General features: G+C 40.3%; 23 protein-coding genes, 3 tRNA genes and 1 pseudogene. 8 read left to right on the forward strand and 19 right to left on the reverse strand.

The features are described 5' to 3' along the window. Position 1 precedes the first annotated feature (1 nt). The 8 genes and pseudogenes from GT508_RS03105 to GT508_RS03140 all read right to left on the reverse strand — a co-directional run bounded on the left by GT508_RS03105 (position 2) and on the right by GT508_RS03140 (position 5,618). Positions 2 to 400, reverse strand: coding sequence for a single-stranded DNA-binding protein (locus tag GT508_RS03105; RefSeq protein WP_012744318.1), 399 nt, complete (start codon positions 398 to 400; stop codon positions 2 to 4). Between the two features lie 13 nt (positions 401 to 413). Next, positions 414 to 812: a hypothetical protein gene (locus GT508_RS03110; RefSeq protein WP_012744319.1), complete on the reverse strand. Its 399-nt coding sequence runs from the start codon at positions 810 to 812 to the stop codon at positions 414 to 416. A gap of 128 nt (positions 813 to 940) precedes the next feature. Continuing rightward, complete coding sequence (locus GT508_RS03115; protein WP_012744320.1) at positions 941 to 1,252, reverse strand: DUF6050 family protein; 312 nt, start codon at positions 1,250 to 1,252, stop codon at positions 941 to 943. A gap of 35 nt (positions 1,253 to 1,287) precedes the next feature. Beyond that, positions 1,288 to 2,184 carry a ParB/RepB/Spo0J family partition protein gene (locus tag GT508_RS03120; protein ID WP_012744321.1) on the reverse strand — a complete coding sequence of 299 codons (897 nt, stop codon included), beginning with the start codon at positions 2,182 to 2,184 and terminating at the stop codon, positions 1,288 to 1,290. Further along, on the reverse strand, positions 2,174 to 2,959 hold the full coding sequence (locus GT508_RS03125) for a ParA family protein (RefSeq protein ID WP_008703831.1): 786 nt from the start codon (positions 2,957 to 2,959) through the stop codon (positions 2,174 to 2,176). Before GT508_RS03125 ends, GT508_RS03120 begins: the two co-directional genes overlap by 11 nt. A 284-nt stretch (positions 2,960 to 3,243) precedes the next feature. Further along, positions 3,244 to 4,272: pseudogene (locus GT508_RS03130) on the reverse strand (integrase DNA-binding domain-containing protein); the annotation flags it as partial. Between the two features lie 77 nt (positions 4,273 to 4,349). After that, the gene (locus tag GT508_RS03135; protein WP_101629282.1) at positions 4,350 to 4,556 is read right to left on the reverse strand and encodes an excisionase; all 207 of its coding nucleotides are present in this window, start codon (positions 4,554 to 4,556) and stop codon (positions 4,350 to 4,352) included. Positions 4,557 to 4,568: 12 nt separating this feature from the next. Next, positions 4,569 to 5,618, reverse strand: coding sequence for a replication initiation factor domain-containing protein (locus GT508_RS03140; protein WP_257963366.1), 1,050 nt, complete (start codon positions 5,616 to 5,618; stop codon positions 4,569 to 4,571). A 566-nt stretch (positions 5,619 to 6,184) separates the two neighbouring features. On the opposite strand from GT508_RS03140, the gene GT508_RS03145 reads away from it, so the two are divergent. From GT508_RS03145 to GT508_RS03160, 5 genes are all read left to right on the forward strand, one after another. After that, positions 6,185 to 6,751, forward strand: coding sequence for a helix-turn-helix domain-containing protein (locus tag GT508_RS03145; RefSeq protein ID WP_412659886.1), 567 nt, complete (start codon positions 6,185 to 6,187; stop codon positions 6,749 to 6,751). A gap of 411 nt (positions 6,752 to 7,162) precedes the next feature. Continuing rightward, positions 7,163 to 7,354 carry a hypothetical protein gene (locus GT508_RS14585; protein WP_243144055.1) on the forward strand — a complete coding sequence of 64 codons (192 nt, stop codon included), beginning with the start codon at positions 7,163 to 7,165 and terminating at the stop codon, positions 7,352 to 7,354. Further along, positions 7,348 to 7,479 carry a hypothetical protein gene (locus GT508_RS14790; RefSeq protein ID WP_279283721.1) on the forward strand — a complete coding sequence of 44 codons (132 nt, stop codon included), beginning with the start codon at positions 7,348 to 7,350 and terminating at the stop codon, positions 7,477 to 7,479. Before GT508_RS14585 ends, GT508_RS14790 begins: the two co-directional genes overlap by 7 nt. An 81-nt stretch (positions 7,480 to 7,560) precedes the next feature. Then, the gene (locus GT508_RS03155) at positions 7,561 to 9,516 is read left to right on the forward strand and encodes a hypothetical protein (protein WP_101629281.1); all 1,956 of its coding nucleotides are present in this window, start codon (positions 7,561 to 7,563) and stop codon (positions 9,514 to 9,516) included. A gap of 2 nt (positions 9,517 to 9,518) precedes the next feature. Next, positions 9,519 to 10,169, forward strand: a complete 651-nt coding sequence (locus tag GT508_RS03160; RefSeq protein WP_009243732.1) for an ATP-binding cassette domain-containing protein — start codon at positions 9,519 to 9,521, stop codon at positions 10,167 to 10,169. Between the two features lie 302 nt (positions 10,170 to 10,471). Here GT508_RS03160 and GT508_RS03165 read toward each other — a convergent pair. From GT508_RS03165 to GT508_RS03180, 4 genes are all read right to left on the reverse strand, one after another. Further along, positions 10,472 to 10,545: transfer RNA gene (locus tag GT508_RS03165), tRNA-Pro, on the reverse strand. 65 nt (positions 10,546 to 10,610) lie between these two features. Further along, a tRNA-Gln gene (locus GT508_RS03170) sits at positions 10,611 to 10,681 on the reverse strand. Positions 10,682 to 10,815: 134 nt separating this feature from the next. Continuing rightward, positions 10,816 to 10,886: transfer RNA gene (locus tag GT508_RS03175), tRNA-Gln, on the reverse strand. A 93-nt stretch (positions 10,887 to 10,979) separates the two neighbouring features. Next, positions 10,980 to 12,293: an MATE family efflux transporter gene (locus tag GT508_RS03180; RefSeq protein WP_161143534.1), complete on the reverse strand. Its 1,314-nt coding sequence runs from the start codon at positions 12,291 to 12,293 to the stop codon at positions 10,980 to 10,982. A gap of 114 nt (positions 12,294 to 12,407) precedes the next feature. Between GT508_RS03180 and GT508_RS03185 the strand changes: the two genes are divergently transcribed. After that, entirely contained in the window at positions 12,408 to 13,208 is an 801-nt protein-coding gene (locus GT508_RS03185; RefSeq protein ID WP_138375587.1) for a MerR family transcriptional regulator, read from the forward strand. Between the two features lie 105 nt (positions 13,209 to 13,313). Here GT508_RS03185 and GT508_RS03190 read toward each other — a convergent pair whose 3' ends face one another. From GT508_RS03190 to GT508_RS03215, 6 genes are all read right to left on the reverse strand, one after another. Beyond that, complete coding sequence (locus GT508_RS03190) at positions 13,314 to 14,528, reverse strand: LL-diaminopimelate aminotransferase (RefSeq protein WP_055284415.1); 1,215 nt, start codon at positions 14,526 to 14,528, stop codon at positions 13,314 to 13,316. Between the two features lie 4 nt (positions 14,529 to 14,532). Next, complete coding sequence (gene dapF / locus GT508_RS03195) at positions 14,533 to 15,381, reverse strand: diaminopimelate epimerase (protein ID WP_028086310.1); 849 nt, start codon at positions 15,379 to 15,381, stop codon at positions 14,533 to 14,535. A gap of 63 nt (positions 15,382 to 15,444) precedes the next feature. Beyond that, positions 15,445 to 15,993, reverse strand: a complete 549-nt coding sequence (locus GT508_RS03200; protein ID WP_161143535.1) for an ANTAR domain-containing response regulator — start codon at positions 15,991 to 15,993, stop codon at positions 15,445 to 15,447. Positions 15,994 to 16,049: 56 nt separating this feature from the next. Continuing rightward, positions 16,050 to 17,381 carry a type I glutamate--ammonia ligase gene (gene glnA, locus GT508_RS03205; RefSeq protein ID WP_161143536.1) on the reverse strand — a complete coding sequence of 444 codons (1,332 nt, stop codon included), beginning with the start codon at positions 17,379 to 17,381 and terminating at the stop codon, positions 16,050 to 16,052. A gap of 46 nt (positions 17,382 to 17,427) precedes the next feature. Continuing rightward, positions 17,428 to 18,627: an FprA family A-type flavoprotein gene (locus tag GT508_RS03210; protein WP_161143537.1), complete on the reverse strand. Its 1,200-nt coding sequence runs from the start codon at positions 18,625 to 18,627 to the stop codon at positions 17,428 to 17,430. A 44-nt stretch (positions 18,628 to 18,671) separates the two neighbouring features. Next, positions 18,672 to 20,138 carry a sensor domain-containing diguanylate cyclase gene (locus GT508_RS03215; RefSeq protein WP_161143538.1) on the reverse strand — a complete coding sequence of 489 codons (1,467 nt, stop codon included), beginning with the start codon at positions 20,136 to 20,138 and terminating at the stop codon, positions 18,672 to 18,674. Positions 20,139 to 20,405: 267 nt separating this feature from the next. Between GT508_RS03215 and GT508_RS03220 the strand changes: the two genes are divergently transcribed. Further along, positions 20,406 to 21,497: a sensor histidine kinase gene (locus GT508_RS03220; RefSeq protein ID WP_243144056.1), complete on the forward strand. Its 1,092-nt coding sequence runs from the start codon at positions 20,406 to 20,408 to the stop codon at positions 21,495 to 21,497. A gap of 2 nt (positions 21,498 to 21,499) precedes the next feature. Continuing rightward, positions 21,500 to 22,213: a response regulator gene (locus GT508_RS03225; RefSeq protein ID WP_161143539.1), complete on the forward strand. Its 714-nt coding sequence runs from the start codon at positions 21,500 to 21,502 to the stop codon at positions 22,211 to 22,213. Positions 22,214 to 22,428: 215 nt separating this feature from the next. On the opposite strand, the gene GT508_RS03230 is transcribed toward GT508_RS03225, so the two are convergent. Next, positions 22,429 to 24,687 carry a glycogen/starch/alpha-glucan phosphorylase gene (locus GT508_RS03230; RefSeq protein WP_161143540.1) on the reverse strand — a complete coding sequence of 753 codons (2,259 nt, stop codon included), beginning with the start codon at positions 24,685 to 24,687 and terminating at the stop codon, positions 22,429 to 22,431. Positions 24,688 to 24,710 lie beyond the last annotated feature (23 nt).

The raw sequence follows: 24,710 nt of genomic DNA on the forward strand, positions 1-24,710 counted from the left end.
TCTATCTAAACGGCATTTCCTCTTCCATGCCCTCTGGGATCTCTAAGAACCCTTCCGCATCTTCTGGAAACGGTGGTCTGTCAACTATTTTTGCACCTGCAAATTCGATCCGATTTGCATACACTTCAGTTGTATAGATCTTTTTCCCGGTATCCTTATCTTCATAATTACCTGTGACAATCTCGCCTTCCACCATGACCTTCGTTCCCTGCATCAGATAATCTCTGGCAAATTCTGCTTTCTTTGCAAAAGCCTTTACCGGAATAAAACTGACTTCATCGGAATAATTTCTTCTGACTGCCAGAACAAACTTGGCAATCTTATGAAGTCCTCTTTCATTCTCCACTTCGTTGTATCCAGGATTTCTTACCAATCGCCCGGAAATAACTGTTGTATTCATTGGCTTAACCCTCCTATGCTTTCATTGATTTGTAACAGATACCGATACATGGTCCACATTTTCCATAGGCACATCCGTAACATTCATCTTTTTCCAACTCTTCCTGCTTCATTTCATCGGCAAACATTCCTAACAGCGTTGTGTAAATCTTTTTCATTGCCAGGAACTTCTCTTCTGCTTTTTCCATCTTCTCTTTGTAAAATGGAATCAGTCCACGAAGAACTGGATGGAAACGTTCATTTTCATCATCCCAGGCACAGATTTTCATCATACAGCGTGGCTGTTTCTCATAATTGCCCAGATAATACGGGCAGAACGTACAACCTCTTTCTTTAACAATTTCCACCGGAATCACTGGCATCTGACTTTTGATTTCTTTTGTTACATGCTTACTTTCAATTCGCTCTCTCATCTTAAAAATCCTCCAGGTATATATATTTGCAAAAGGGATTTCCCCTGAATTGCCTGATTTTGGGTACAAAAAAAAGAGGCAAGCTTACGATTTTATTTTCGCAAGCCTGCCTCTTATCAAATATTCAATTATTTTCCGATGATATATCGTAAGAAAACGTATACCGCACGGATTACATACACTGGAATCATGATACTTCCAATCAAAGCTCCAATGATAACACTTAATGCAGCCATCCCAAGTGTTGCTGTTATATCCATTCCTTTTGGAATCAGGACCAGCCGCATTTTATGTATTCCAAATGGAAGTCCGGAAAGAAATATCCACCAGAATAAGTCTGTCTGTCCACTGACTTTCATGATGGTGGATACCATCCAGAACCAGAATAGCATAAATGCCAGTGGCAGTATTGATTTTTTAATTACATCTTCTATCATCATCTTTTCATTCCTTCTGTCCAACTTCGCATATCATATTATTGTTTTTCTGCCCATGATGCCAGGAGCATAAATATCACTTCTTCCATCTGAGCTTTAGAATATGACTCAGGAAAATACTGTTTCAGCTTTTTCGCCGGAATCTGTACCTGTACTTTCTCAGTACTTTCATTCATACAGATCTGGTCAATCTCTGAATATGTCAACATCTGCTCTTTTGCAATCTGCTTCAATTCCTTTGCCTGCTTCATAGACGGTACCATATTGTGATTACTCATATACTGAAGCAATATCTGTTGTTCTTCACTTCTCAAATATGAAACTTCAACAGCTGTATTAAAGGGAAGCTTCTTCTCGTCTGCCAGTTCTAAAAGTTCTGCGATTAACTCTGTCAGATGAATATATCGAAGAATCTGTCTGGAACTATCTCCTGTATTCTGACTGACTTCTTCTGCCGCCAACTTCTTGCCAACTTGGCAAGAAGTTAAATCAGACCGTTTTCCCTGACGCTTTAACGCCTCATATTTCATTTTATAAGCGAATGCCTTTTCACTGATCAGCAGCTCTTCTCGTTGAATGTTGGAATCTACCATGATCACCGTCGCTTCATCATCTGTAAGATCTTTGATGATAACAGGCATTTTCTCTAATCCCGCAAGTTCACATGCTCGTTTTCGCCTATGACCAGCTACCAGCTCATAACCACCGGACTCTCTCAATCGCACAATACCAGGAACCAACACGCCATATTGTGTAATGCTTTCTGATAATTCTTCCATTTTCTTATCATCTTTTACTTGAAACGGGTGATTTGGAAATGGATGAAGGCTTCCTATTTCTATCTCACAAATTCCATTGTTTGTTTCTTCGTTTGTTCCAAATAACGCATCAAGTGGCTGTAAGGAAATGGGAGTTGCTCTTTTTTTAGATGGCATCTTTCAGCACCTCCTCCGTCACTCTCCGATAAGCTTCTGTAGCTTTGCCTTTCGGATCATAAGAGAAAATACTCTGTCCTTCTCTGACTGCTTCCTTCATTCTTACAGAAAATGGAATATAATTATCAAAGATATGAATTTGACTTCCATATACATTTCTGAGAAGTTCCATGTTATTTCTGGCATCATTCGTATGAGCATCGACCATCGTAAACAAAATACCTCCGACTTGCAGCTTCGGATTAATCTGCTTACGGACCTTACCGATTGTTTTTAACAACTGCTGCAATCCTTTGATTGGCAGGTAGGATGCTTCAACTGGAATGAGGACTTCATCTGATGCAGCCAGCGCATTAATCGTAATCATTCCCAATGATGGCATACAATCAATGATGACTACATCATATTGATCTTTGATACCATATAAAATCTGTTTCAATACATATTCTCTACTCATTGCATTTACCAACTGTACTTCCGTACCTGCCAGTCCAATGTTAGAACAGATAATGTCTATCCCCTCTGCCTGATGTCTGATAAAACATTCGGAAGGAATATCTTCATCTTTCATTACAGCATCCATAAGAGCAGTAAGTGTTTCATTACTGTCATCACAATCACGATATCCAAATCCTGCGGATACATCAGACTGTGGATCGGCATCTACAATCAACACTTTCATATTCTTTTGTGCTAATCCTACTGCTAAATTAGCTGTACATGCGGATTTTCCCGTTCCCCCTTTTTGGTTTACAATAGAAATAATTCTAGCCATTTTTCATCACCTTTCATCGTCATCAATCAAAAAGAGGACTGAATTAGACATCCGGAATCTATATTCCGTGCGAGCTAATTCAGTCCTATAATTACAATAATTCTGTTGTTTTTACTCTTGTCTTACACAAATCCATTTCCAGTCTGAATCTGTAATAATTCATATTCTGGAATGACAGCGCTGCTTTATTTTTCCCTTTTCAGGAAATTAAAAATAAGGACTAAATTAGTGCAACCCCTTGTATTTACTGGAGTTTTCTAACTTGTCCTTATTATAACTCGACCATGGGGCGTTATCTTTGGTAAGCTGTCCTCATGGCTCTTGTTATATTTCTTTCTCAGATTAGCGAAAGTAGAAGTATAATAGGCATTCGTCATAGGAAAGCCTTTCCCGTTCAGAAAGAGGAAACCACTGTACCCGTCTATCTCTGTCGGCTCTGCCTTTGCCTTGTTTGCCATGACACGCTCAAATGCCTGTTTCACTTCCTCACTCATGGGAACATCACGCACACCGCTTTTTGTCTTTGGTGTTTCGATATAATAGCCCGTTTCCTTGCTGGATAATAGCTGGTGGTCTACATGGATAACGCCGTTTTCAAAGTCTATATCCTGCCTTGTCAGTCCGCACAGTTCCGAGATACGAAGCCCTGTCTTTAACAGTATTACGATTGCGTCATAATACTTTTTATATACCCTGTCCCTGCTGGCAAAGGACAAGAGCCTTTCTTCCTGTTCCTCGGTCAATGCCTGCCGTGGTGTCCTGTCGTCCTCTATGACCTCATTCAGCTTGAAATCAAAGGGGTTCTTCCTCACGAGGTCGTCCGCTATGGCAATGCGGAATGACGCATTTAACGAGCGTTTATAATTGCTTATGGTCTGATAAGCATAGCCCTTGTCTTTCATGCGTAACGCCCATTCCTTAGCGTCTGAAAGGCGTATGCTGTCAATGCTCCTAGCCCCCAGTATATCGCCCTCTAATGTCCGCATGAGCTTTTTCCTGCCCTGTCTTGTGCTTTCCTTTACGTTGGCTCTCTGGGCGTTCTGTTTGGCGTATAGCTGGCACAGCGTCATTTTTCCGCCTGTTGTGTCGATACCGTCCTGTAAATCCCTTTGTATCTCCGTTTCTAATTCCCTTAGGGATTTCCCGTCCCTCTTGCCTTTAGGTACGAGGTCTGTCGGCACAAGTTTCCATGAATAGGCATACCTTGTCTTTCCTGCCTTGTCCACATATTTGTATAAGTATCTTCCGTCTGCTCGCTGGCTCTCTCCTGTCTTTAAGAGGCGACCTTTACTGTCCCGTCTTTTTTCCGACATTTCTTATCTGCTCCTTTCGTAAGAAAGAGCCTTGATATGACTTACTGAAATAATATCACATACAAGGCTCTTTTGCATTAGATTGCGTCTGTTTTATCCATAAATTTCTCAAACTGTTTTTTCTTAATCAAGATACGGTTGCCGTTCATCACATACCAGTCGCCGTGTCGGTTTTCTTCTACCAATCGGCGTAGCTTGTTCTGTCCGATTGTGAAGTATCTTGACGCTTCCTCAATGGTAAGGGTGTATTTTTCCCATACAGGAATATCAATCTTTTCGTTCATCATGCCACCCCCCTACCTGTTCTTTGTGTCATACTGGACGTAGGGTATCAATTCTGTCCTGTCTATCCGCTGTAAATGGGCGGTCAGCTTGCTGGAAAGGGAAGTGCTGTACCTTGCCTTATCTACCATATCCCCGACACGTTCCAGCCCACCTAAAGCGTCATGGGATTCGAGGAAGTAAAAGCCTTTGACAGCGGATATGACACCACCCTCTGTAAGCCACTGTTGCGTTTCTTCAAGGGAATTATGCGGTGTGGGTACATGGAGTTTTAAAAGTTCCACAGCCCCTAAAAAGCGTTGCCAGAAACGGCACGTTTTCCACCTGCTCTTGTTGCTCTCATTCCTGTTTGCTACGACAAAACGCAGGTTGTCCGCCAGCAGTCCGAAAGCCAGTTCCCCAATCTCCAGCGGTCTTGCCTGAAATGCCATAGCAAAGGCATGAGCCTTTTCATCACGCAGTTGCATTTCCGTCCGTTTCCAACTCCCGACTTCATCAAGCGTCCTGTTGTATTTGCCGCACACTTCCTTGTCCTTGTCATAAAAGCGGTAGGAAAGCCCCGATTTTCCAGCCCCGATATAGACGGTCTTTGCGGTGTCAAAATCATCAAACTTGCTCTCGTCAAAATGGTAGCCCTCACTGTTGGCGATAAATTCCTCTTTTTCACATTTCTTCTTTATCTGCTCTATGGTAAAGAACGGCGTTTCGTTCCTGTCGTCAATGGCAACGTCCAGCCTTGTGAAATGGTAGTTTCCAGCCCCATATCTCCTTTCACAGCGTCCGAACATATCCCCAAAGGTCAAGCCGTTGTTATCGAGGATACGGAAAATATCATCACACCCCCTGCCTGTCATCACGAGATAACAGCCCAGCCCTTGTGGGTTGTCCTCTGTCTTTTTTGCGTCGCCCGATACATAAATATCTCCGATTTCCCAACGCGCCTGATACGTCTTAAATTTGACCGTTGCAGGATAGACATTAAAAATATCGGTCGGCAAGCATAAAATGTGCCGTATCACATCTTCTGCCGTTGCCGTATCAAAGACAATGCTGATGTAATCAATCTTGACGGATAAATTTTCATGTGTTGCGATAGTGCATTACTCCTTTCGTACTCCCCGTTTTTTTGCGGGGTAAAAATCGTGTTTTGTCCTTTATTTATCACAGTTTCTAGGTACTATGACATGTATGCGCAGGGCGGTGTTACATATACGCCCTGTACGGAACGCCTACGGCGTTCCTTTTCTTCCTGCACCAGCCCCGTTCTTAACGCTCACGAGCCTTTGGGAGGCTCGTGGCTAAACGGGGCAGGCACAGGAAGAAACACCGTTTTCGGTCGGATAGTCCATGCCTATTCATGCTATCAAAGCGAAAATAACTCTTTTCTATGCCTACTCAAGCGTGTGATTGACCTCATTGTGCTTAATCACTATATCCTCCATGATAATAACGCCGTTAGAATTACTTGTCAAGAACTTTTTCTTGACTTTTTCGGCTATAATAAGTATGATAGGCTTATAAAGGAACGAAAAAGCCGGGAAAGGAAAAGATATAAGAAGTTATGGAGCATGACACAAAGAAAATAAATTTTTTAGGGGAGAACATACAGACCATAAGAAAACACAGGAAAATGAAACAGCAGGAGCTTGCGGACGCCATCGGTATCAATATGCAGAGCCTTTCTAAGATTGAACGAGGGGTAAACTATCCCACCTTTGACACGCTGGAAAAGATAATGGACGTACTGGAAGTAACACCGAATGAATTGTTGTCGGGAGAATGGAAGTTTGTCCAACAGGCGGAAAAAGAGGTATGCAAGTTTTTACGGACGGAAGAACGCCTAAATGCAGAACTGAAACACGGACACTATGATAACTTCTTTGACAGTGAAGAAGAATGGCTAGAGTATGAGTTGGAGCAGTTGCGGAAATACATCACAGACTATATCAAGGGAGAGGACATACAAGCGTCCGACCTTTACCCTATCAAAACATTTATCCAGCACTTGAAATTTCAGAAAGTATTAGACCGTTATGATGATTTATACAGCATGGATATGTTCGGGGAAAGCACAGACGGACACAAGTACGGTACACCTTATCAGGTTGTAAAGAGGATAAATCCCAACTCAAAAGAAGATATGGAGCTGTTGCGGGAAGTCTTAAAGGACAGCCATTTTGACAACGGGGACGAGTAGCCTTTTTCCTCTTGCAAAAAGATACAGCAAACAAAAAGCCCAGATCAAGAGTGCAAGCACCACTTCTAAAGAAGTGGCAGGCTCTTGACAGGGCTTTTTCTTTTCTGTTTATGGCAGACAAGAGAAAAAAGGATAGCTATATTGTATAGTTTCTCTAATAATTTTAGAGCAATGAATTTATCACAGGTACTTCGTCTTTTCATTGTAAAAGTACAATCGTGGAAAGCACTAATATTGGCGCTTTGATTTTGTGCATTATGCACAAAATATGATAGCAACAAAGAGGTCATATATAAAATAGAAACAAAAATAACTTGACATTTAATGAAATATATGTTATGTTGAGGTTAGTAAAAACAGTACGTGACATAAAACTATCAAAAAGTAAAAAAGAGAAAGGAGGTTTATCGAATGAGAGCAAAGAAGTTGAGAACGAAAGTAGTTGGTCTTGTAGCAGCAGTTATGGTTGTCGGCGCTCCACTTACAGCGTGGGCTATTGATGTAGCGGGTGGAGATTTGTACTACAATGGGGAGGGCAAACAGACACCATTGTATATTCCGAAATTGGGCGTAAAGCAGGTATTAGTCGCAACTACATGGTAAAGGCAACTGTAAAGGTCGGCGGAGATACATATACCAGTGGATTCAAGTCAAACTACGCTTACAAAGATGCAAAGAGAGTTTGGTGGGCGAACGAAACATCTTATTATGATTATTATCCATATTGAGTAAAATAGTTCAAACACCTAGGGCGGGGCTATTTGTCCCGCCCTATTTTATACATTTCTTCAAAGAAAGGGGCGTATGTTATGAAAAAATTTTTAAAGATTTTTATTTTCCTTGAAGTCATACTCTTTGCATATATTTTTAATACTTCTATTTACAACATTTATGAAAAGAATAACATTGCTACTGAGAATTTAAAAGGGTATGTTTTAGAAGAAACATCGCCAGAAATTCTCGACAAATTTTATACAATATTTACAGAAGAATATTCTCAAAATAAATTAGAACTCATTAACAATACGCTCACTTCCACAGATAAATCTGTTTATGATTTATATTGCTATCCATTAAATGAGTTTACACAAAAACAGCCTATATCTTCCTCTATTTTGTTTCAATATCATGAATTGCAAAAGGAAGATTTTTTAGATAGTGTTGGTGTATTCTATACAGATTTACCAGCTAACGCAATTAAAGAGATAGCTTCTCAACTGTCCGTCGCAATAAATAACTTTGAAAATGACGCTATTCCGTATAGTATGGTATTAGAATTGAATCTTCTGAATTTTGTAATCTTATTTATTGTACTTCAAATCATATACTGTATTTATACGTCTTATAGTTTGAAAAAAATAGGTATTAAAAAAAGCATGGGCTTTTCTACTATACATATTTTAAAGGAGCAAATTACCAGTGTAATAAAATATTTTGCTGTAATATGTTTAGTATTACTGTTCTTGCTAAATTTATATTACGCATTAACAAACAGATATGATTTTTCTTATTTAGCAACAAGTGTACTGTTCTTTATTGGTGTTTTAGCTATAAATATACTTTGTGTTTTAATTACAAGTATTTTAATTAAGTTTGTTTCTTTAGAGGCAATGATAAAAAATAAGACTTTAAATAGCGGCACAAATATTGTAGTTCAGGCTATAAAAATAATTTTTTCGGTAATAATCGCTATCACTATTATTTCATTGCTGAATCAGGGGAACTCATTTAGACAAAGCCAACAAGCTGTTTTAGATTATAAGTATCTGGACGGATATTATACCGCTAATGGTTTTAATTCATCGGAGTATGATTATGCGTTAGCAAACACAGACATATTAGAAAAATATTCTGAACAAACATTAGAGATGTATAATCATAACCATTCACTACTATGTGATTTTAGGACAGACGGTGGTTTGCAGACATCACGCCCCTATTATGAACAACAGCTTGTTATTGCAAATAGAAATTATCTGAATGAATTTTCAAATATCCAGCTCAGTGGAAAACCATTGGGAGAAGATATATTTAGTGAACCAACAGTATTAGTTCCACATAAATATAAGAATGATGAAAATTCTATTAGCGAATATATTAAGCAAGAATATTTCCGATTGATGAATTACAATCAATTTTATGGAATACCGGGAGAAGAAAAAACTATTGATAAATTTAATGTTGTTTATATAGACGATGATTCTACGATAAAAGTCAATACAGAAAATGGTTTTTCGGATATGGCTAATCCTGTTATCATTGTTGATACGGGCAATTTTGCAGGACTTTACTATTTGGATTCTTTAAATACAAGGTGTTTATTTTTTCAAATGGAGTCAAGAGAAGATTTTTCTTCTTTGTTATCAGAATATGATTTAGAGCAATTAGTTACAGCTGGAACATTACTTACACCTTATTTAATGCAACTTGAAAATGTGACATTCGTTCTTAAAACACTCACTATGTTTACGATTGTCTTTATAGTGTCTTTACTGTTTATTTTGTATATTTCAAATTATGTGGACATTTTTGTAAATCGAAAGAGATATGCGGCAAAAGAGATTTTAGGATTCTCTCATTTTAGGACACTGAAAAATCGGTATATTTTTTGGGGAATCGAAATAATTATATCAGGCGTATTAACTGCTATAAATTATTATTTTGCTTGCCTTTTTGCGATTATACTTATTGACTACATATTCTGCGAATTGCTTTATAGAATTTATATCTCAAACGCTTTATATGAGATTGAAAAGGGGGCATAAGTATGTCATTGATTACATTAAAGAACGTCAAAAAAGAATATGGGAAAAATCAGGTTCTATTTGAAAATTTATCTTTAGAAATAGAAAAAGGCGAATTTGTGGGGCTTGTAGGGAAAAGCGGGGCAGGTAAAACGACACTTTTAAATATAATAGGATTGATTACTGATATATCCGAGGGAACAATCACTATTGATAGTCATAAAAATTTGTCCATGAACGGTAAAAATGCTATGATTTTGAGAAGATATACAATAGGCTATCTATTTCAAAATTATGGACTAATAGAAGATGAAAGCGTGTTGTGGAATTTAAAATTAGCTCTTGAATATAAAAAAGTAAAAAAAGAAGAAAAACTGAAACTAATCAATAAGTATTTAAAGCAATTTGAGCTAAGTGACATGCTTAACAAAAAAGTATATCAGTTAAGCGGTGGAGAGCAACAGCGAATTGCAATTATTAAATTGATTTTGCAAGGAAGTCAGATTATATTAGCTGATGAACCAACTTCTGGACTTGATAAAGAGAACGAATTGATAGTGATGAAACTTTTGAAAGAATTAAATGAAAAGGGCATTACTATAATCATGGTCACTCACAACATGAATTTGTGCGATTGTTTTTCCAGAGTTATAAATGTAGAAAACTTTAGATAGTTTGTTAAAGGGAGATACGCGGTTTTATTATACGTGCAATCTCCCTTTATATTTCGTCATATCAAGACTCATATTCAATTATGGTAAATTCGTGGTAAAACACTTATTTTTTCAAGTGATGAACAGCCCTTAAATGCTGTATTTATGCGGATAATCGGATTTTCTATATCAAGTTTGGCATAATAATGAGAACAAAAAAGAGGAATCCCGGATCAATATAATCTTCGGAATTCCTCTTTTTTATGCCGGTTTCCTATTATATAAAAAAATACAGTACCCATATCAGATACTGTATCATTCAATCGGAGTGACGTGATTCGAACACGCGACCTCTACGTCCCGAACGTAGCGCTCTACCAAGCTGAGCCACACTCCGATATATACAATTTTTAAAAGTAACCGGACACCTTCTAAAAAGTATCCGGCGCCCCTGCCAAGGAACTACGGATAGAGGACTCGAACCTCTACTAACAGAGTCAGAGTCTGCTGTGCTGCCATTACACCAATCCGCATCAGTGTGATGTTCTGCATTGTTCAGCGAACAAATATTATTATACCAATTTTTTCAAAAAAGTCAATAGGTATTTTTGATTTTTTTCTATAACGAAAAACCGGATACTTCTTAATGAAGTACCCGGCATCATAACTACGGATAGAGGACTCGAACCTCTACTAACAGAGTCAGAGTCTGCTGTGCTGCCATTACACCAATCCGCATCAATAAGACTTTTCTCTGCTGTCCTTAAGTTGTCCAGCGAATATTAATTATACTCGTTTGCAGAGAAAAGTCAATAGATATTTTTAAAAAAATTATTTTTTTCTGTACCACTGATATAACCCGGCTGATAACACCAGACAGCAGCTCTCCGCGATCAGCGGTGCCCACCAGATAGCTTCTCCTCCAAACACAGCTGTCAGAAATACCAGACTGATCACCAGTGCGATCAGACTTCTGGTAAGTGAGATCAGCGTTGCAAATCCAGCCTTTTCCACAGAGGTAAAATATCCTCCCAGAACCACATTGAGTCCCGCAAGCAGAAATGACAGGATAAAGATGCGGAGCACCCGCACCGAATATATACTCAGAGATGCTTCACTCTCTTTTAAGAACAATCCCACAATACTTTCTGCTCCAACATAACATATGACTACAGCCGCCACGGAACCTGCCGCAGCTGCCACCATTCCATACTTCAGAAGCTTCTTATATTTTTCCGATTCGTTTTTTCCATAGTAGTAACTGATCAGTGGCTGGGTTCCCTGCGCAATGCCTGCCATGGACATGACAACGATCGTATTCACATATGAGATGATCGTATAACTTACCAATGCATATTCTCCTATATATTTCAGGATTGCCTGGTTAAAAAAGAAGATGATAATCCCGCTTGAGAATTCTGTTATCCCGGAAGACATGCCGTTACGGATCTGCCTCCCGATTTCCGATGGCATCAGATGGAACTTCGAGAATCTTATTGTTCCTTTCGGTCCCAGAAAATGCCACAGATACAAGAGGATCACTGCTGCCTGCGAGATCCCGGTAGCAAATGCCGCACCCCAGACGCCTTTATGCAGCACCATGACCAGAATATAATCCAGGATACAGTTCAGCACAGCCCCGGATGTCACATAGATTGTCGCAAGCTTTGGATAGCCATCTGTCTTGATCAGCGTCTCAAATGAATAAGATAGGATATATACTACAGAAAATGGTGCGATCGTTCCAATATATGTTCTCGCATATGGAAGAATATGATCCGTTGCTCCAAGGAATCTTGCAAATGGATCCAGAAATATCATAACCAGTATTGTAATCAACACCGACAGAATACATAATAAGACCACATTCTGCGTAAAGACTTCGTTCGCCTTCTGTCTTTCCCCCTGTCCTAGAAAGATTGCCACAATCGTCGAATTTCCGACTGCAAACAGGATGGAGACAGAAAACAGTCCTGTTGTAAACGGCATGGAGATATTCACCGCTGTCAGTGCCACTTCCGATACCCCTCTTGCCACAAAGATACCATCTACCATGGTATAAAGCGAGAATACCCACTGGGCGATAATTGACGGGATGATAAAACGCAAAAAATCACTCTTCAAAGACTTTCCTTCGAGTCTCATATTAAAACCTCATTTCTTTTACCTGTTTTTCTTTCATTCATAGTCTAAACCCTGGTATAATACTAAGGTCAAGTATTATGTATCAACAGAATTTTGTTTTCAACAGGTGAATATATGAAACAGTTTTTTAAGATCAACGAAATATCCAAACTATACAACATCGGACCGGATTCTCTCCGCTATTATGAGAAGCTGGGACTTCTGGCTCCAAAACGCGGAAAAAATAATTACCGGCTCTATACGCTTGATGATCTGTGGCGTCTGAATATCATACGTGATCTGAGACGTCTGGGATTTCCTATGGAAAAAATCCGGGAATACATGGACAATCGAAGCGTTGAGAACACGCGTAAGCTGCTCACAGAAGAACTGGATGTCATCCATCAGCAGATTCAGGAATTAAACCGTCTTCAGAAAAATGTAGAAGAACGGCTTCTGACATTATCCGGTGCGGAAGACCAGGCACTGCTTAAAATCCGTCTGCAGACGTTTCCCGACCGTTATTGCCATACCTTGCATATTCCCTACCACACAGACGAAGAAATGGATCTTCTGGTAAAACAGTTGTTGAATAAAAATACAGAAAATCTTTATATTATCAGCAACCATAACATCGGATCTTTTCTTCCGTTAGAAGAAATAAAGAAAGGACAGTATGAAAATTATTCTGGAGTGTTTATCATTGATAATTCGGGAGAGTATTGTCTCCGCGGCGGTACTTATCTTACCTTCACCTATGCAGGTGATTACCGTCAGAACACCACTTATATTCCGGAACTTCTCAACTATGCAGATGGTCATGGTCTTGTTCCTGATGGACCTATTCTGGAACTGATCTGGGTAGACAATCATCAATCAGCAGATATCCGCGAACATATTACAGAACTTCAGATAAGAGTATATCCAAAATCCTGACCACATCTCTCTGCATTTGTTGTGGCGCCATCTGCGGAACACATAACGTTAAAAAAACCGGTATCCCGTACTTTTTTCAGCATAGGAATACCGGCCGTTTTTTTATTACATCTTCTTAATTCTCTCAATCGCTGCAACTGTACTCTCATAGGTTCCAAATGCAGTCAGGCGGAAATATCCTTCTCCGCTTGGTCCGAATCCTGATCCAGGAGTACCTACTACATTAGCCTTATCAAGCAGATAATCGAAGAAATCCCATGATGTCATTCCCTTTGGTGTCTCAAGCCAGATATATGGTGCATTGACACCGCCTGATACATTGTATCCGGCATCTTTGAGTCCTTCTTTGATTACTTTGGCATTGTTCATGTAATAAGCAACCTGTGCACTCAACTGTTCTTTTCCCGCATCAGAGTATACGGCCTCTCCTGCTTTCTGGATGATATAAGAAGTTCCATTGAACTTTGTTCCGTGACGTCTTGCCCACAGAGAATGTAACATCACATCTCCTGACTTGATATCTTTTGGAATTACTGTTGCACTCAGACGTACTCCTGTAAATCCAGCATTCTTAGAAAAACTTCTGATCTCGATCGCACATGTTCTTGCGCCCTCGCACTCATAGATAGAATGCGGCACTTCTTTTTCTGAAATATATGCTTCGTAAGCAGCATCATAGATGATCACTGCGCCTGTTTTATTTGCATAATCAACCCATGTCTGAAGCTGTTCTTTTGTTACCGTAGATCCTGTTGGGTTGTTCGGGAAACACAGATAAATGATGTCCGGTGTCTCTTTTGGAAGCTCCGGTGCAAAGTTCGTCTCTTTTGTACAAGGCATATAGATGACATTGCTCCATGTTCCTGCTGCAGCATCATATGTACCTGTACGTCCTGCCATAACGTTTGTATCTACATAAACCGGATATACTGGGTCGCACACAGCGATCTTGCTGTCTTTCGAGAAAATCTCCTGAATATTACCGCAGTCTTCTTTTGCCCCGTCGGAAATGAAGATCTCATCCGCTTTGATGTCGCATCCTTTTGCCTGATAATCATTCTTCGCCATTGCGCTTCTTAAGAACTCATATCCAAGATCCGGTGCATATCCATGAAATGTCTCTGCATGTGCCATCTCATCAACTGCCCCGTGAAGAGCCTCAACAATTGCAGGTGCCAGAGGCTGTGTTACATCGCCGATACTCAGCTTAATGATCTCGGCTTCCGGATGTGCTGCCTGATATTCACGCTGTTTTCTTGCTACTGTTGAGAACAGATAGCTTCCTGGTAACTTCAAATAATCCTGGTTTACTTTAAACATCTTCTTACTCCTTTATCTCTGTAATGTCTATCACGCCGTCGAATACAACTGTTGCAGGTCCTGTCATAAATACACGATCCTTTTCTCTGTCCCATTCGATCTGCAAGTCTCCACCTAATAATTTTACCGTAACTTGTGTATCTGTCAAGTTATTTAATATACTGGAGACAGCTACGGCACATGCTCCGGTTCCACATGCAAGGGTTTCACCCGAGCCGCGTTCCCACACACGCATCTCTACCGTCTGTCTGTCGATACAGTGCACAAACTCTGTATTGATACGCTTCGGAAATCTTTCATGATTCTCGAACTTTGGTCCGATTTTTTCCAGATCCAGTCCCTTTACATCATCCACATAGATAACTGCATGCGGATTTCCCATAGATACTCCTGTCATATGGTACTCTTTCCCATCCACCTCAATTGGTTCGTCGATCACCTGTTCCCGCTCTGATATGATTGGAATCAGATCAGCTTCGAGTTCCGGTTTTCCCATGTCTACTTTTACCAGTGACACTTTCCCGTCTTCCACGGTAAGATCCAGATATTTTATTCCTCCAAGTGTTTCCACGGAAATCTGTGTCTTATCGGTCAGCCCGTAATCATAGACATATTTCGCCACACAACGGATTCCGTTGCCGCACATCTCGCCTCGGGAACCATCTGCATTGTACATCTCCATCTCGAAATCAGCTGTTTTTGACGGATTGATCATAATCAGTCCGTCAGAACCAATACCGAAATGTCTGTCACTGACGAATCTTGCCACCGCCGGCGGATTGTCAATCTTTTCTTCAAAACAGTTGACGTAGACATAATCATTGCCAAGTCCATGCATCTTTGTAAATTTCATTTGTTCTTTCTTCCTGCCTTTCCTGCATCCGTTTTCTCTATAATATGTTTACTCTTTCATCCCTTACTCTGCCATAATGCTCAGTACCATCTCTGCTGTCTCTACCATATTCGTTCCACTGTCCATACTGCTCTTCTGAAGATAGCGGTGTGCTTCTCCTTCAGACATATTATTACGTTCCATCAGGAGTTCCTTTGCTCTGCGGATCGTCTCTTGCTGCTTTGGATCACGATTCTTTGATTCTTTCTTCCGTTTTTTTCGTTTTCTGTCCATGGACTGAAGCATCATGTTCATGGTATTCATAAGGTCGTATACCTTGATTGGGGTAGAAAGCCCTACAATTCCTTCTACATCCCCGCTGCTCCATTTATCCTGCGATGCGATCAGGAGCATTTCAAACGAATCCGGTAAATATTCCCGCAGCTGTGTATACATCATATCTTTCATGCGGTAACCGCAGACCACGACCCCGTTATCCACGGTATCTGCATAGTGCATAGCCTGTGCACCGGTGGAACACACGCCAATTACATCCATACCGCCCCTGGCAAGCAGATTTCTGATATTTGTTGCATTATCTTTATTCGGGAATACAACAATAATCCCTGTCACTCTGCCACCTCCTGTCAGATACTCTTTTGCGCGTTTCTGTTAAGTGCAAAATCGTATTACAGTAAGTGCAGATATTTTTCAAGCTCCCAGTCTGTAATCTGGATTCTATACTCATAATACTCTCTGGTCTTTGCTTCGATGTATTTTCTGGAAAGATCTTCCCCTAATATCTCCTGGATAAAGGTATCCTTCTGGAATTCTATTGCTGCCTCTCTCAGACTTCCCGGCATTTTCTCAATTCCAAAGATCTTACGTTCTTCATCCGTCATCTCATATACGTTGCGGTTGACTGCTTTCGGAGGCATCAAGCCCTGTTTGATCCCGTCAAGACCCGCCGCAAGACATACCGCCAACGCCAAATAAGGATTCGCTGAAGGATCCGGATTACGAAGTTCTACTCTTGTATACTCTCCGCGGCTTCCCGGAATCCGGATCAGTGGTGTACGGTTCTTTGCAGACCATGCGATGTATACCGGTGCCTCATATCCCGGAATCAGACGTTTGTAGGAATTGATACTTGGATTCGTGATAAATGTCAGCGCTTTCATATGTTTCATGATTCCGCCGATAAAGCAATATGCTTCTTTACTGAGTCCATACTCATCCTTCGCATCCTGAAATACATTGATTCCATCCCTGCTGATCGACATATTCAGATGCATGCCGGAACCATTGATACCGAACTTCGGCTTTGGCATAAATGTCGCATGTAATCCATGGCGCTTGGCAATCGTCTTTACAACCAGCTTGAATGTCATAATATTATCTGCAGTTGTCAGCGCCTCATCATAACGGAAATCTATTTCGTGCTGTGCCGGTGCCGCCTCGTGATGTGAAGATTCGATCTCGAATCCCATATCCTCCAGCGTCAGAACCATATCACGTCTTGCATTCTCGCCCAGATCTAAAGGCCCAAGGTCAAAGTATCCGGCACTTTCATGAGAAAGCGTAGTCGGAAGTCCGTCGTCATCTGTATGGAATAAAAAGAACTCCAGCTCCGGTCCCACATTGAATTCATACCCCATCTCTTTTGCTTCGGCCATGACCTTTTTCAGAATATATCTCGGATCACTTTCATATGGCGTTCCATCCGGTTTATAGACATCACAGATCAGTCTTGCAACCTTTCCCTGCTGCGGTCTCCACGGAAATATCTCAAATGTATTCAGATTCGGATACAGATACATATCCGACTCTTCCACTCTTGCAAATCCTTCAATAGATGAACCGTCAAACATAATTTCATTATTCAGGGCTTTGTCTAACTGACTTGTGGTAATTGCAATGTTTTTCATGGTTCCGAAAATGTCTGTAAACTGCAGACGGATAAATCCTACATCCTCTTCTTCTACCATTCTTAATATATCTTCTCTTGTATAATTATTCATTCTACTGACCTCCACTCGATATACATCTTTTATGTGTCATGACTTCTTACATTGCATCAATAATCTGCTGTGCAAATGCATCCAGGTTTTCTTCCTGATCTGCTTTTAATGTCGATTTAACAGATAACTTCTGATCGAGTACTGTCATATTTTTCATCTCTTCTAACTGTTTTACAATCTGCTTCCCTGCTGTAGCAGCCCAGGTTCCGTTATCCATAACCGCAACTGTTCTGTTCTGCACCGCCAGTGCTTTCATATGTGCAAGCAGATTTTCAATCGGTGGGTAGATACCTCCATTGTATGTCGGGCATGCAATTACCAAATGGCTTACCCGGAAGATTTCTGCGATCAGTTCCGACACATCTGTTTTTGATGCATCGTAAACTGCAATATTTTTCACGCCTTTTGCACCAAGCTTTGCTGCCAGCGCATCAGCTGCCTGCTCTGTATTGCCGTAAATCGAGCCATAGATAATGGCAACTGCCTGCTCTTCCGGCTCATACTTACTCCACTTGTCATGTTTCTCGATAAAGTAATTCAGATTGCTTCTCCATACCGGTCCATGAAGCGAACAAATCATCTGGATATCCAGACCAGCTGCTTTCTTCAGAAGTGTCTGTACCTGCATACCGTATTTTCCGACGATATTGGTAAAATATCTTCTTGCATCATCGATCCAGTCTTTTTCAAAGTCCACGTCATCATTGAACAGGTTACCGTTCAGAGCCCCGAATGTTCCGAATGCATCCGCAGAAAACAGTATCTTCTCCGAAGCTTCGTAAGAGACCATAACCTCCGGCCAGTGTACCATCGGTGCCATTACAAAATGAAGTGTATGGCTTCCAAGTTCCAGTGTATCTCCTTCTTTTACTACAATCTTCCTGTCTTCCAGATCTACATCGAAAAACTGTCCGATCATCTGCATGGTCTTCGCATTTCCGACTACTTTTACTTCCGGATATAATTCCAGGATTCTCTGGATATTGGCACAGTGATCTGGTTCCATGTGCTGTACAACCAGATAATCTAAGCTTTCTCCGTTTAATGCATAAGCCACATTTTCGATAAACTGCTTGGATGCAGATGCATCTACAGTATCCATCAGAGTATTCTTCTCATCTTTAATTAGATAAGCATTATAAGATACCCCTCTCGGAATCGGAAATAAATTCTCGAATAAATTTAATCTTCTGTCATTTGCTCCTACCCAGATAATATGATTTGTTACATTTCTTGTACATTGCATGATTGATTCCTCCTGTCAGTTTCCTGTTTTTATTTTTTAATGATTCAGGTTTTCTTTTCCTGATGATAGATTACATAGGTATTCCGTCCCTGTCTCTTAGCCTCATATAACGCCTCATCCGCATAATGATACAATTCATCAAAATTCATTCCATGATCCGGATAATATGCGGCTCCTATACTACAATGGATTGCTCCACACGGAATACTTCCTATTTTAAGATTTTCAAATTTATGGCATAATTCCTGCAACTGACGTTCTATGACTTTATCCCATCTGACATTTTTCATCAGAACCATAAATTCATCCCCGCCTGCACGGCCTACAATGTCACTGGATCTGAATGTATCCTTCAGTACTTTTGCCGCAGCCTTAATAACTTCATCCCCCAGTGCATGACCATATGTATCATTAATATTTTTAAATTGATCCAGATCCAGCATGAGGAGTGCCTGGATACCTTCTTTTTCTCCATGTTGCAGCCAGTCATTGATCTGATACTGGATACTGCTTTTGTTCAGTATATTGGTCATCGAGTCCATCTGTGCACGATTTATCAGATCTGTTTGTTTCTTCTGATTCAGCTTCCACAAAACCAGCAGCATGATCAGCACACCAACGATCACAGCACCGAGCAGTCTATACTCATAAACAGTGATAAAAGAATACTCCTCCGACGCAACAGACACAGGCACCGTATAACACAACATCCACTGATTATACCCTAATGATTCATATGCGATATAATAAGCCTGCTTCTTATATTTTACTTTTATACAGTTTTTTCTGTGAAATTTGAAATCTTGTCTTGCCGATTCCAGTCTTTCTCTGTTTCTGCCGAATTTTCCCTGATATATCTCAAATAAATTCTCATCCTGCAAATCTTTGATTTCATCGGATTCTACTGCTATTATTTTGCCCTCCCAGGTTGTGATCATCGGATAGCCTTTTCCCTGGTATACATCTTCAAACAATATCTGGCTTAACTTTACCATATCAAAAGAACCTGCCACAGCACCAATAATCTCACCATTCTTTTTGATTGGGACTGATAACACGACTCTTCGTTTTCCATCCAGCGAACTGTATAAGGGATCACTTAACACTTCTTCACCTTTCATGGTTCTTTTAAAGTAATCTCTATCTGCAACTTTCTGTTCTTTTCCATCATTCGTAACTCCATTTCCATCTGTGTCAATAATAGAAATAGCATGGAATAATGTATCCTGCGTCATGCAGGACAAAAGTTCCTGATTTTTCTCACACATCAGACTGTCTTCTTTTGCCACATAATCTGCTATATTACCCAAATTTATAAACTGCGTGTTCAGCATGAATTTCAACTGGCTTTGTTGATGATCTGTATTGTAGTCCAGCAATTCTTCCACATTCTGTTCGGTTCTCACCTGCACATTATAAGAAAACACCAACAGACTCACAGCAAGCCCTGCAATGAATACGAACAACACACGCATATACTCCCAAAAAGAATACTGCTTTAATCTCTTCATCCGTTTACTCCTTTTATCTATACGCTTCCCGTCACATAATATCATATTTTTCAGCGCATTAACGCACAAACTTTTAAAGTTTACGCATTAAATTTCATACAATATTATAATACATTCATTTCTGATTACAATTTCAGTATAGCATAGTTCTAATAACGTTTTCCACTTATTATATTCTTTCGGATGTCTCCGTTTCGTATTTTATGATACAATGAACACACTATATCTTATATTTTATATTGCAGACATTTGCAGAAAGGAGTCCTTTTGAAACATACCGCACCAACAACTACACTTGAGTCCAGGACATTATGGCACAATATCATATCTACCATAATCATACTAGCCATTGCAACCATACTGGCATTTTCTTTTTTTCATATCACGCAAAGTGACCCTGCCAATATCGCATTGATCTATATTCTTGCACTGATCATAATCGCAAGGATCACTACCGGCTATTTTTTCGGAATTATTTCTGCTTTTTTTTGCGTGATATTTATCAACTGGTGTTTTACCTACCCATATTTTAAAGTAAGTTTTGCAATCAGCGGATATCCTGTAACATTTGTATTTCTTCTTACCATCTCCATGATCGTCTCTACCCTGACTACGCGATTAAAAAAGCAGGATAAAATGATCCTTGACCGGGAGCGTGCGATCAATGAAGCCGACAAAGAACGTATCCGTGCCAATCTTCTGCGGGCTATTTCACATGATCTGCGCACACCCCTTACATCCATCATCGGATCTTCTGATTCTTTTACTGAGAATTATGCAGCACTTTCCGATCAGGAGAAGTTAGATCTCGTCTCCTCCATTAACGAGGATTCACACTGGCTTTTGAACATGGTAGAAAATCTGTTGTCCATTACCCGGATCCAGGGAGATACCGGAAGAGTCCGAAAAGAAGATGAACTGGTAGAAGAAGTAGTAGCTGAAGCGATCACCCGTATAAAAAAGCGAATTCCGGATATTGAGATTCACGTAACTGCACCCGATAACATACTGATCATTCCAATGGATCCTCTGCTGATTGAGCAGGTGCTTATGAACCTTATGGAAAATGCTTTTGTCCATTCCGAAACTAACCGGCCGGTTGAGTTGCAAATATCAGAAGAATCTGATACCATTACATTCCATGTCATTGATTACGGAAAGGGAATTGATGAACAGACCCTTCCTCTGATATTAAAAGGGGAATATCATGTTCCCAAAACATCGGATACACACCGTGGTATGGGAATCGGCCTCTCCATTTGTAATACGATCGTCCAGGCTCATGGCGGACAGATTGCCGCTCACAACCATGCACATGGTGCGGAATTTTTATTCACACTACCGAAAGGGGATATTTAATTATGACTGACAGTTATTCCATTCTGATTATAGAAGATGAAAAAAACATACTGGATTTTATGGCAAGAACTTTAAGATCCAATGGTTACAAAACCATCACCTCCGAAACCGGACAATCCGGACTTTCTATCATCAACTCCCAATGCCCGGATCTTATCCTTCTGGATCTTGGTCTCCCGGATATGGATGGCAATGACATCATTTCATCCGTCCGGAAATGGACAAGCTGTCCGATCATCGTAATCTCTGCAAGAGCCGGAGAACAGGATAAGGTTGCTGCTTTGGATCTCGGTGCCGATGATTACATTACAAAACCTTTCGGTACGTCCGAACTACTGGCACGTATCCGTACTTCTCTGCGTCACAGTAACCGTATGGCTTCCAATTCTCCTCTTTTTATCCGGCCATACAAATGTCAGGGACTGATGCTGGATTTTGAAAAACGTATGGTTACTCTGGATGGGAAAGAAATACATCTGACTCCGGTCGAATACAAGATTGTAGCCTATCTTTCAAAGAACTCCGGAAAGGTTATGACCTATGCTTCTGTCATGGAAAATGTATGGGGACCGTTCACGGATAACAACAATCGTATCCTGCGCGTAAACATGGCGAATATCCGGCGGAAGATTGAACGCAATCCATCCCAGCCACAGTTCTTATTCACCGAGGTCGGTGTCGGCTACCGGATGTGTGAAGATGAAAATGAGATGTAAACTGCGGACTCTGCACCGTTAAGAAGGTGTTAAGGAATCTTCACATATCTGTACATTCAGATCAGATATGTTATTATAGAAGTGAAGTGGCATATCGTAAAAGAAAAGCCTCATTCATTATTCTCTCAAAAAAAGGATGCACGTGCATGCATCCTTTTTTGTTACTTTTTTCTTCTGTTTTAATTTGAATGAAGCTTCTGAAAGAATCTTACATTTTACACATGCCAGATATCTCTGTTGTACTCTGCGATCGTACGGTCTGATGAGAAGAATCCTGCTTTGGCAATGTTCACGATCATCTTCTTCGCCCATGACATACGGTCTTCGTAATCTGCAAATACTCTTTCTTTTGTCTGAACATAATCCTTTACATCCAAAAGTGTCATAAACCAGTCTTTCTGAATCAGTTCTGCATGAATCTCAAGAAGTGTACGTACATCACCGATCCTCATCATCTCAGGGCTGATGATGAAATCTACCCACTTGCGGATATCCGCATCATTGATATAGTAATCTGCTGCCACATAGTCTGATTTTGCATAGTGCTCAATTACCTGATCACTGCTCTCACCAAAGATATAGATATTCTCATCTCCGACAAGCTGATGGATCTCTACGTTTGCACCGTCTTCTGTTCCGAGTGTTACTGCACCGTTCAACATAAACTTCATGTTACCTGTTCCACTTGCTTCCTTCGATGCCAGTGAAATCTGTTCAGATACTTCACATGCAGGAATCAGTTTTTCTGCCATTGTTACGTTGTAGTTCTCTACCATTACAACCTGCAGATATGGTGCCACTTCCGGATCATTCTTGATCAGTTCCTGCAGACACAGGATTACATGAATGATGTCTTTTGCAATAATGTATGCAGGCGCTGCCTTGGCACCGAAGATCATTGTGATCGGTCTCTTTGGTTTATTTCCGGCTTTAATATCCAGATATTTGTAAATAATATACAGGACGTTCATCTGCTGTCTCTTGTACTCGTGAAGACGTTTGATCTGGATATCAAAGATTGCATTATCATTTAATACTACTCCGGATTCTTTTTCCAGATATTCTTTTAATGCAGTCTTATTCTGCTGTTTAACATCCAGAAGTGCGTTCAGAGCTTCTTCATTGTCAATCTGTGCAAGAAGTCCTTCCAGTTTTGAAGCATCTTTACGGAATTCCCCGACTCCATATTTATCCATCCATTCTACCAGTTTCTTATCACAGTGCATCAGCCATCTTCTAAATGTGATACCATTTGTCTTATTATTGAATTTTTCCGGATAAATGTCATAGAACGGCTTTAATTCTACGTCTTTCAATATTTCTGTATGCAGTGCCGCAACACCGTTAACACTGAATCCATAATGCATATCCATTCTCGCCATATGCACGCGGTTCCACTCGTCGATGATCTGTACATCTTTGTTATTATATTTTGCCGCTACTCTTGCCGCCAGTTCACGGATGATCGGCATTAAGTGTGGAACAACTGCCTCCAGATAATCAACCGGCCATTTCTCCAGTGCTTCTGCAAGGATGGTATGGTTGGTATATGCACAGGTGTTTGTCACAATCTCAATTGCCTTATCCATAGAGATTCCTCTTGCTGTCAGAAGACGGATCAACTCCGGAATTACCATAGAAGGATGTGTATCATTAATCTGGATCACTACATGTTTGTCGAGTTCTTCCAGTGCATATCCTTTTTCTTCACATTCCTTCAATATGAACTGTGCACCATTACTAACCATGAAGTACTGCTGATAGATTCTGAGCAGTTCTCCCTGTTTGTCACTGTCATCCGGATAGAGAAACAGTGTCAGATTCTCGCGGATATCATTTTTGTCAAATGTGATTCCATCTCCTACGATATTCTCATTTACAGATTCAATGTCGAATAAATGGAGCTTATTTGTTCCGTTTTCATATCCGGTTACATCAATATCATATAATTTAGAATGCAGGCTGAAATCTTTGAACGGTACATCGAATCCGATTCCTGTATCAGTAAGCCAGCTTGTATTCTGGATCCATGGGTTTGGAGTCTCTTTCTGTTTGTGATTTTCAAATACCTGTTTGAACAGTCCAAGATGATAGTTAAGCCCGATTCCGTCTCCTTCCAGACCAAGTGTTGCAATGGAATCCAGGAAGCAGGCTGCCAGTCTTCCAAGTCCTCCGTTACCCAGTGACGGTTCCGGCTCTACTTCTTCAATCTCACAGATATCCTTTCCATTTGCTGCGAGAAGTTCTCTTACTTCATCGTATACCCCAAGGTTGATCAGGTTATTGGATAACAGTTTTCCGATCAGGAATTCTGCTGATATATAATATACTTTCCTTCCGATTTCCGAAATATTTCTCCCTTTATCTGCCGCAGCTTCTTTTACTGTTGAAAGAAGTGCTGCGTAGATCTCTTCATTTGCCGCATCTTTGATTGATTTACCAAGTGTCTGCTGTAATTTTTCTGAGAAATTCATAATTAACCTCCTGAATCTGCGCT

The organism is Dorea sp. BIOML-A1 (genome assembly GCF_009875615.1).
Classification (GTDB): Bacteria; Bacillota; Clostridia; order Lachnospirales; family Lachnospiraceae; genus Dorea_A; species Dorea_A amylophila.

Bases quoted from the DNA above. Each gene is read 5' to 3' on its own strand.
- GT508_RS03105 (WP_012744318.1), bottom strand. From the start codon at position 400: ATGAATACAACAGTTATTTCCGGGCGATTGGTAAGAAATCCTGGATAC.
- GT508_RS03110 (WP_012744319.1), bottom strand. From the start codon at position 812: ATGAGAGAGCGAATTGAAAGTAAGCATGTAACAAAAGAAATCAAAAGT.
- GT508_RS03115 (WP_012744320.1), bottom strand. From the start codon at position 1,252: ATGATGATAGAAGATGTAATTAAAAAATCAATACTGCCACTGGCATTT.
- GT508_RS03120 (WP_012744321.1), bottom strand. From the start codon at position 2,184: ATGCCATCTAAAAAAAGAGCAACTCCCATTTCCTTACAGCCACTTGAT.
- GT508_RS03125 (WP_008703831.1), bottom strand. From the start codon at position 2,959: ATGGCTAGAATTATTTCTATTGTAAACCAAAAAGGGGGAACGGGAAAA.
- GT508_RS03135 (WP_101629282.1), bottom strand. From the start codon at position 4,556: ATGAACGAAAAGATTGATATTCCTGTATGGGAAAAATACACCCTTACC.
- GT508_RS03145 (WP_412659886.1), top strand. From the start codon at position 6,185: ATGAAACAGCAGGAGCTTGCGGACGCCATCGGTATCAATATGCAGAGC.
- GT508_RS14585 (WP_243144055.1), top strand. From the start codon at position 7,163: ATGAGAGCAAAGAAGTTGAGAACGAAAGTAGTTGGTCTTGTAGCAGCA.
- GT508_RS14790 (WP_279283721.1), top strand. From the start codon at position 7,348: ATGGTAAAGGCAACTGTAAAGGTCGGCGGAGATACATATACCAGTGGA.
- GT508_RS03155 (WP_101629281.1), top strand. From the start codon at position 7,561: ATGAAAAAATTTTTAAAGATTTTTATTTTCCTTGAAGTCATACTCTTT.
- GT508_RS03160 (WP_009243732.1), top strand. From the start codon at position 9,519: ATGTCATTGATTACATTAAAGAACGTCAAAAAAGAATATGGGAAAAAT.
- GT508_RS03180 (WP_161143534.1), bottom strand. From the start codon at position 12,293: ATGAGACTCGAAGGAAAGTCTTTGAAGAGTGATTTTTTGCGTTTTATC.
- GT508_RS03185 (WP_138375587.1), top strand. From the start codon at position 12,408: ATGAAACAGTTTTTTAAGATCAACGAAATATCCAAACTATACAACATC.
- GT508_RS03190 (WP_055284415.1), bottom strand. From the start codon at position 14,528: ATGTTTAAAGTAAACCAGGATTATTTGAAGTTACCAGGAAGCTATCTG.
- dapF (WP_028086310.1), bottom strand. From the start codon at position 15,381: ATGAAATTTACAAAGATGCATGGACTTGGCAATGATTATGTCTACGTC.
- glnA (WP_161143536.1), bottom strand. From the start codon at position 17,381: ATGAATAATTATACAAGAGAAGATATATTAAGAATGGTAGAAGAAGAG.
- GT508_RS03210 (WP_161143537.1), bottom strand. From the start codon at position 18,627: ATGCAATGTACAAGAAATGTAACAAATCATATTATCTGGGTAGGAGCA.
- GT508_RS03215 (WP_161143538.1), bottom strand. From the start codon at position 20,138: ATGAAGAGATTAAAGCAGTATTCTTTTTGGGAGTATATGCGTGTGTTG.
- GT508_RS03225 (WP_161143539.1), top strand. From the start codon at position 21,500: ATGACTGACAGTTATTCCATTCTGATTATAGAAGATGAAAAAAACATA.
- GT508_RS03230 (WP_161143540.1), bottom strand. From the start codon at position 24,687: ATGAATTTCTCAGAAAAATTACAGCAGACACTTGGTAAATCAATCAAA.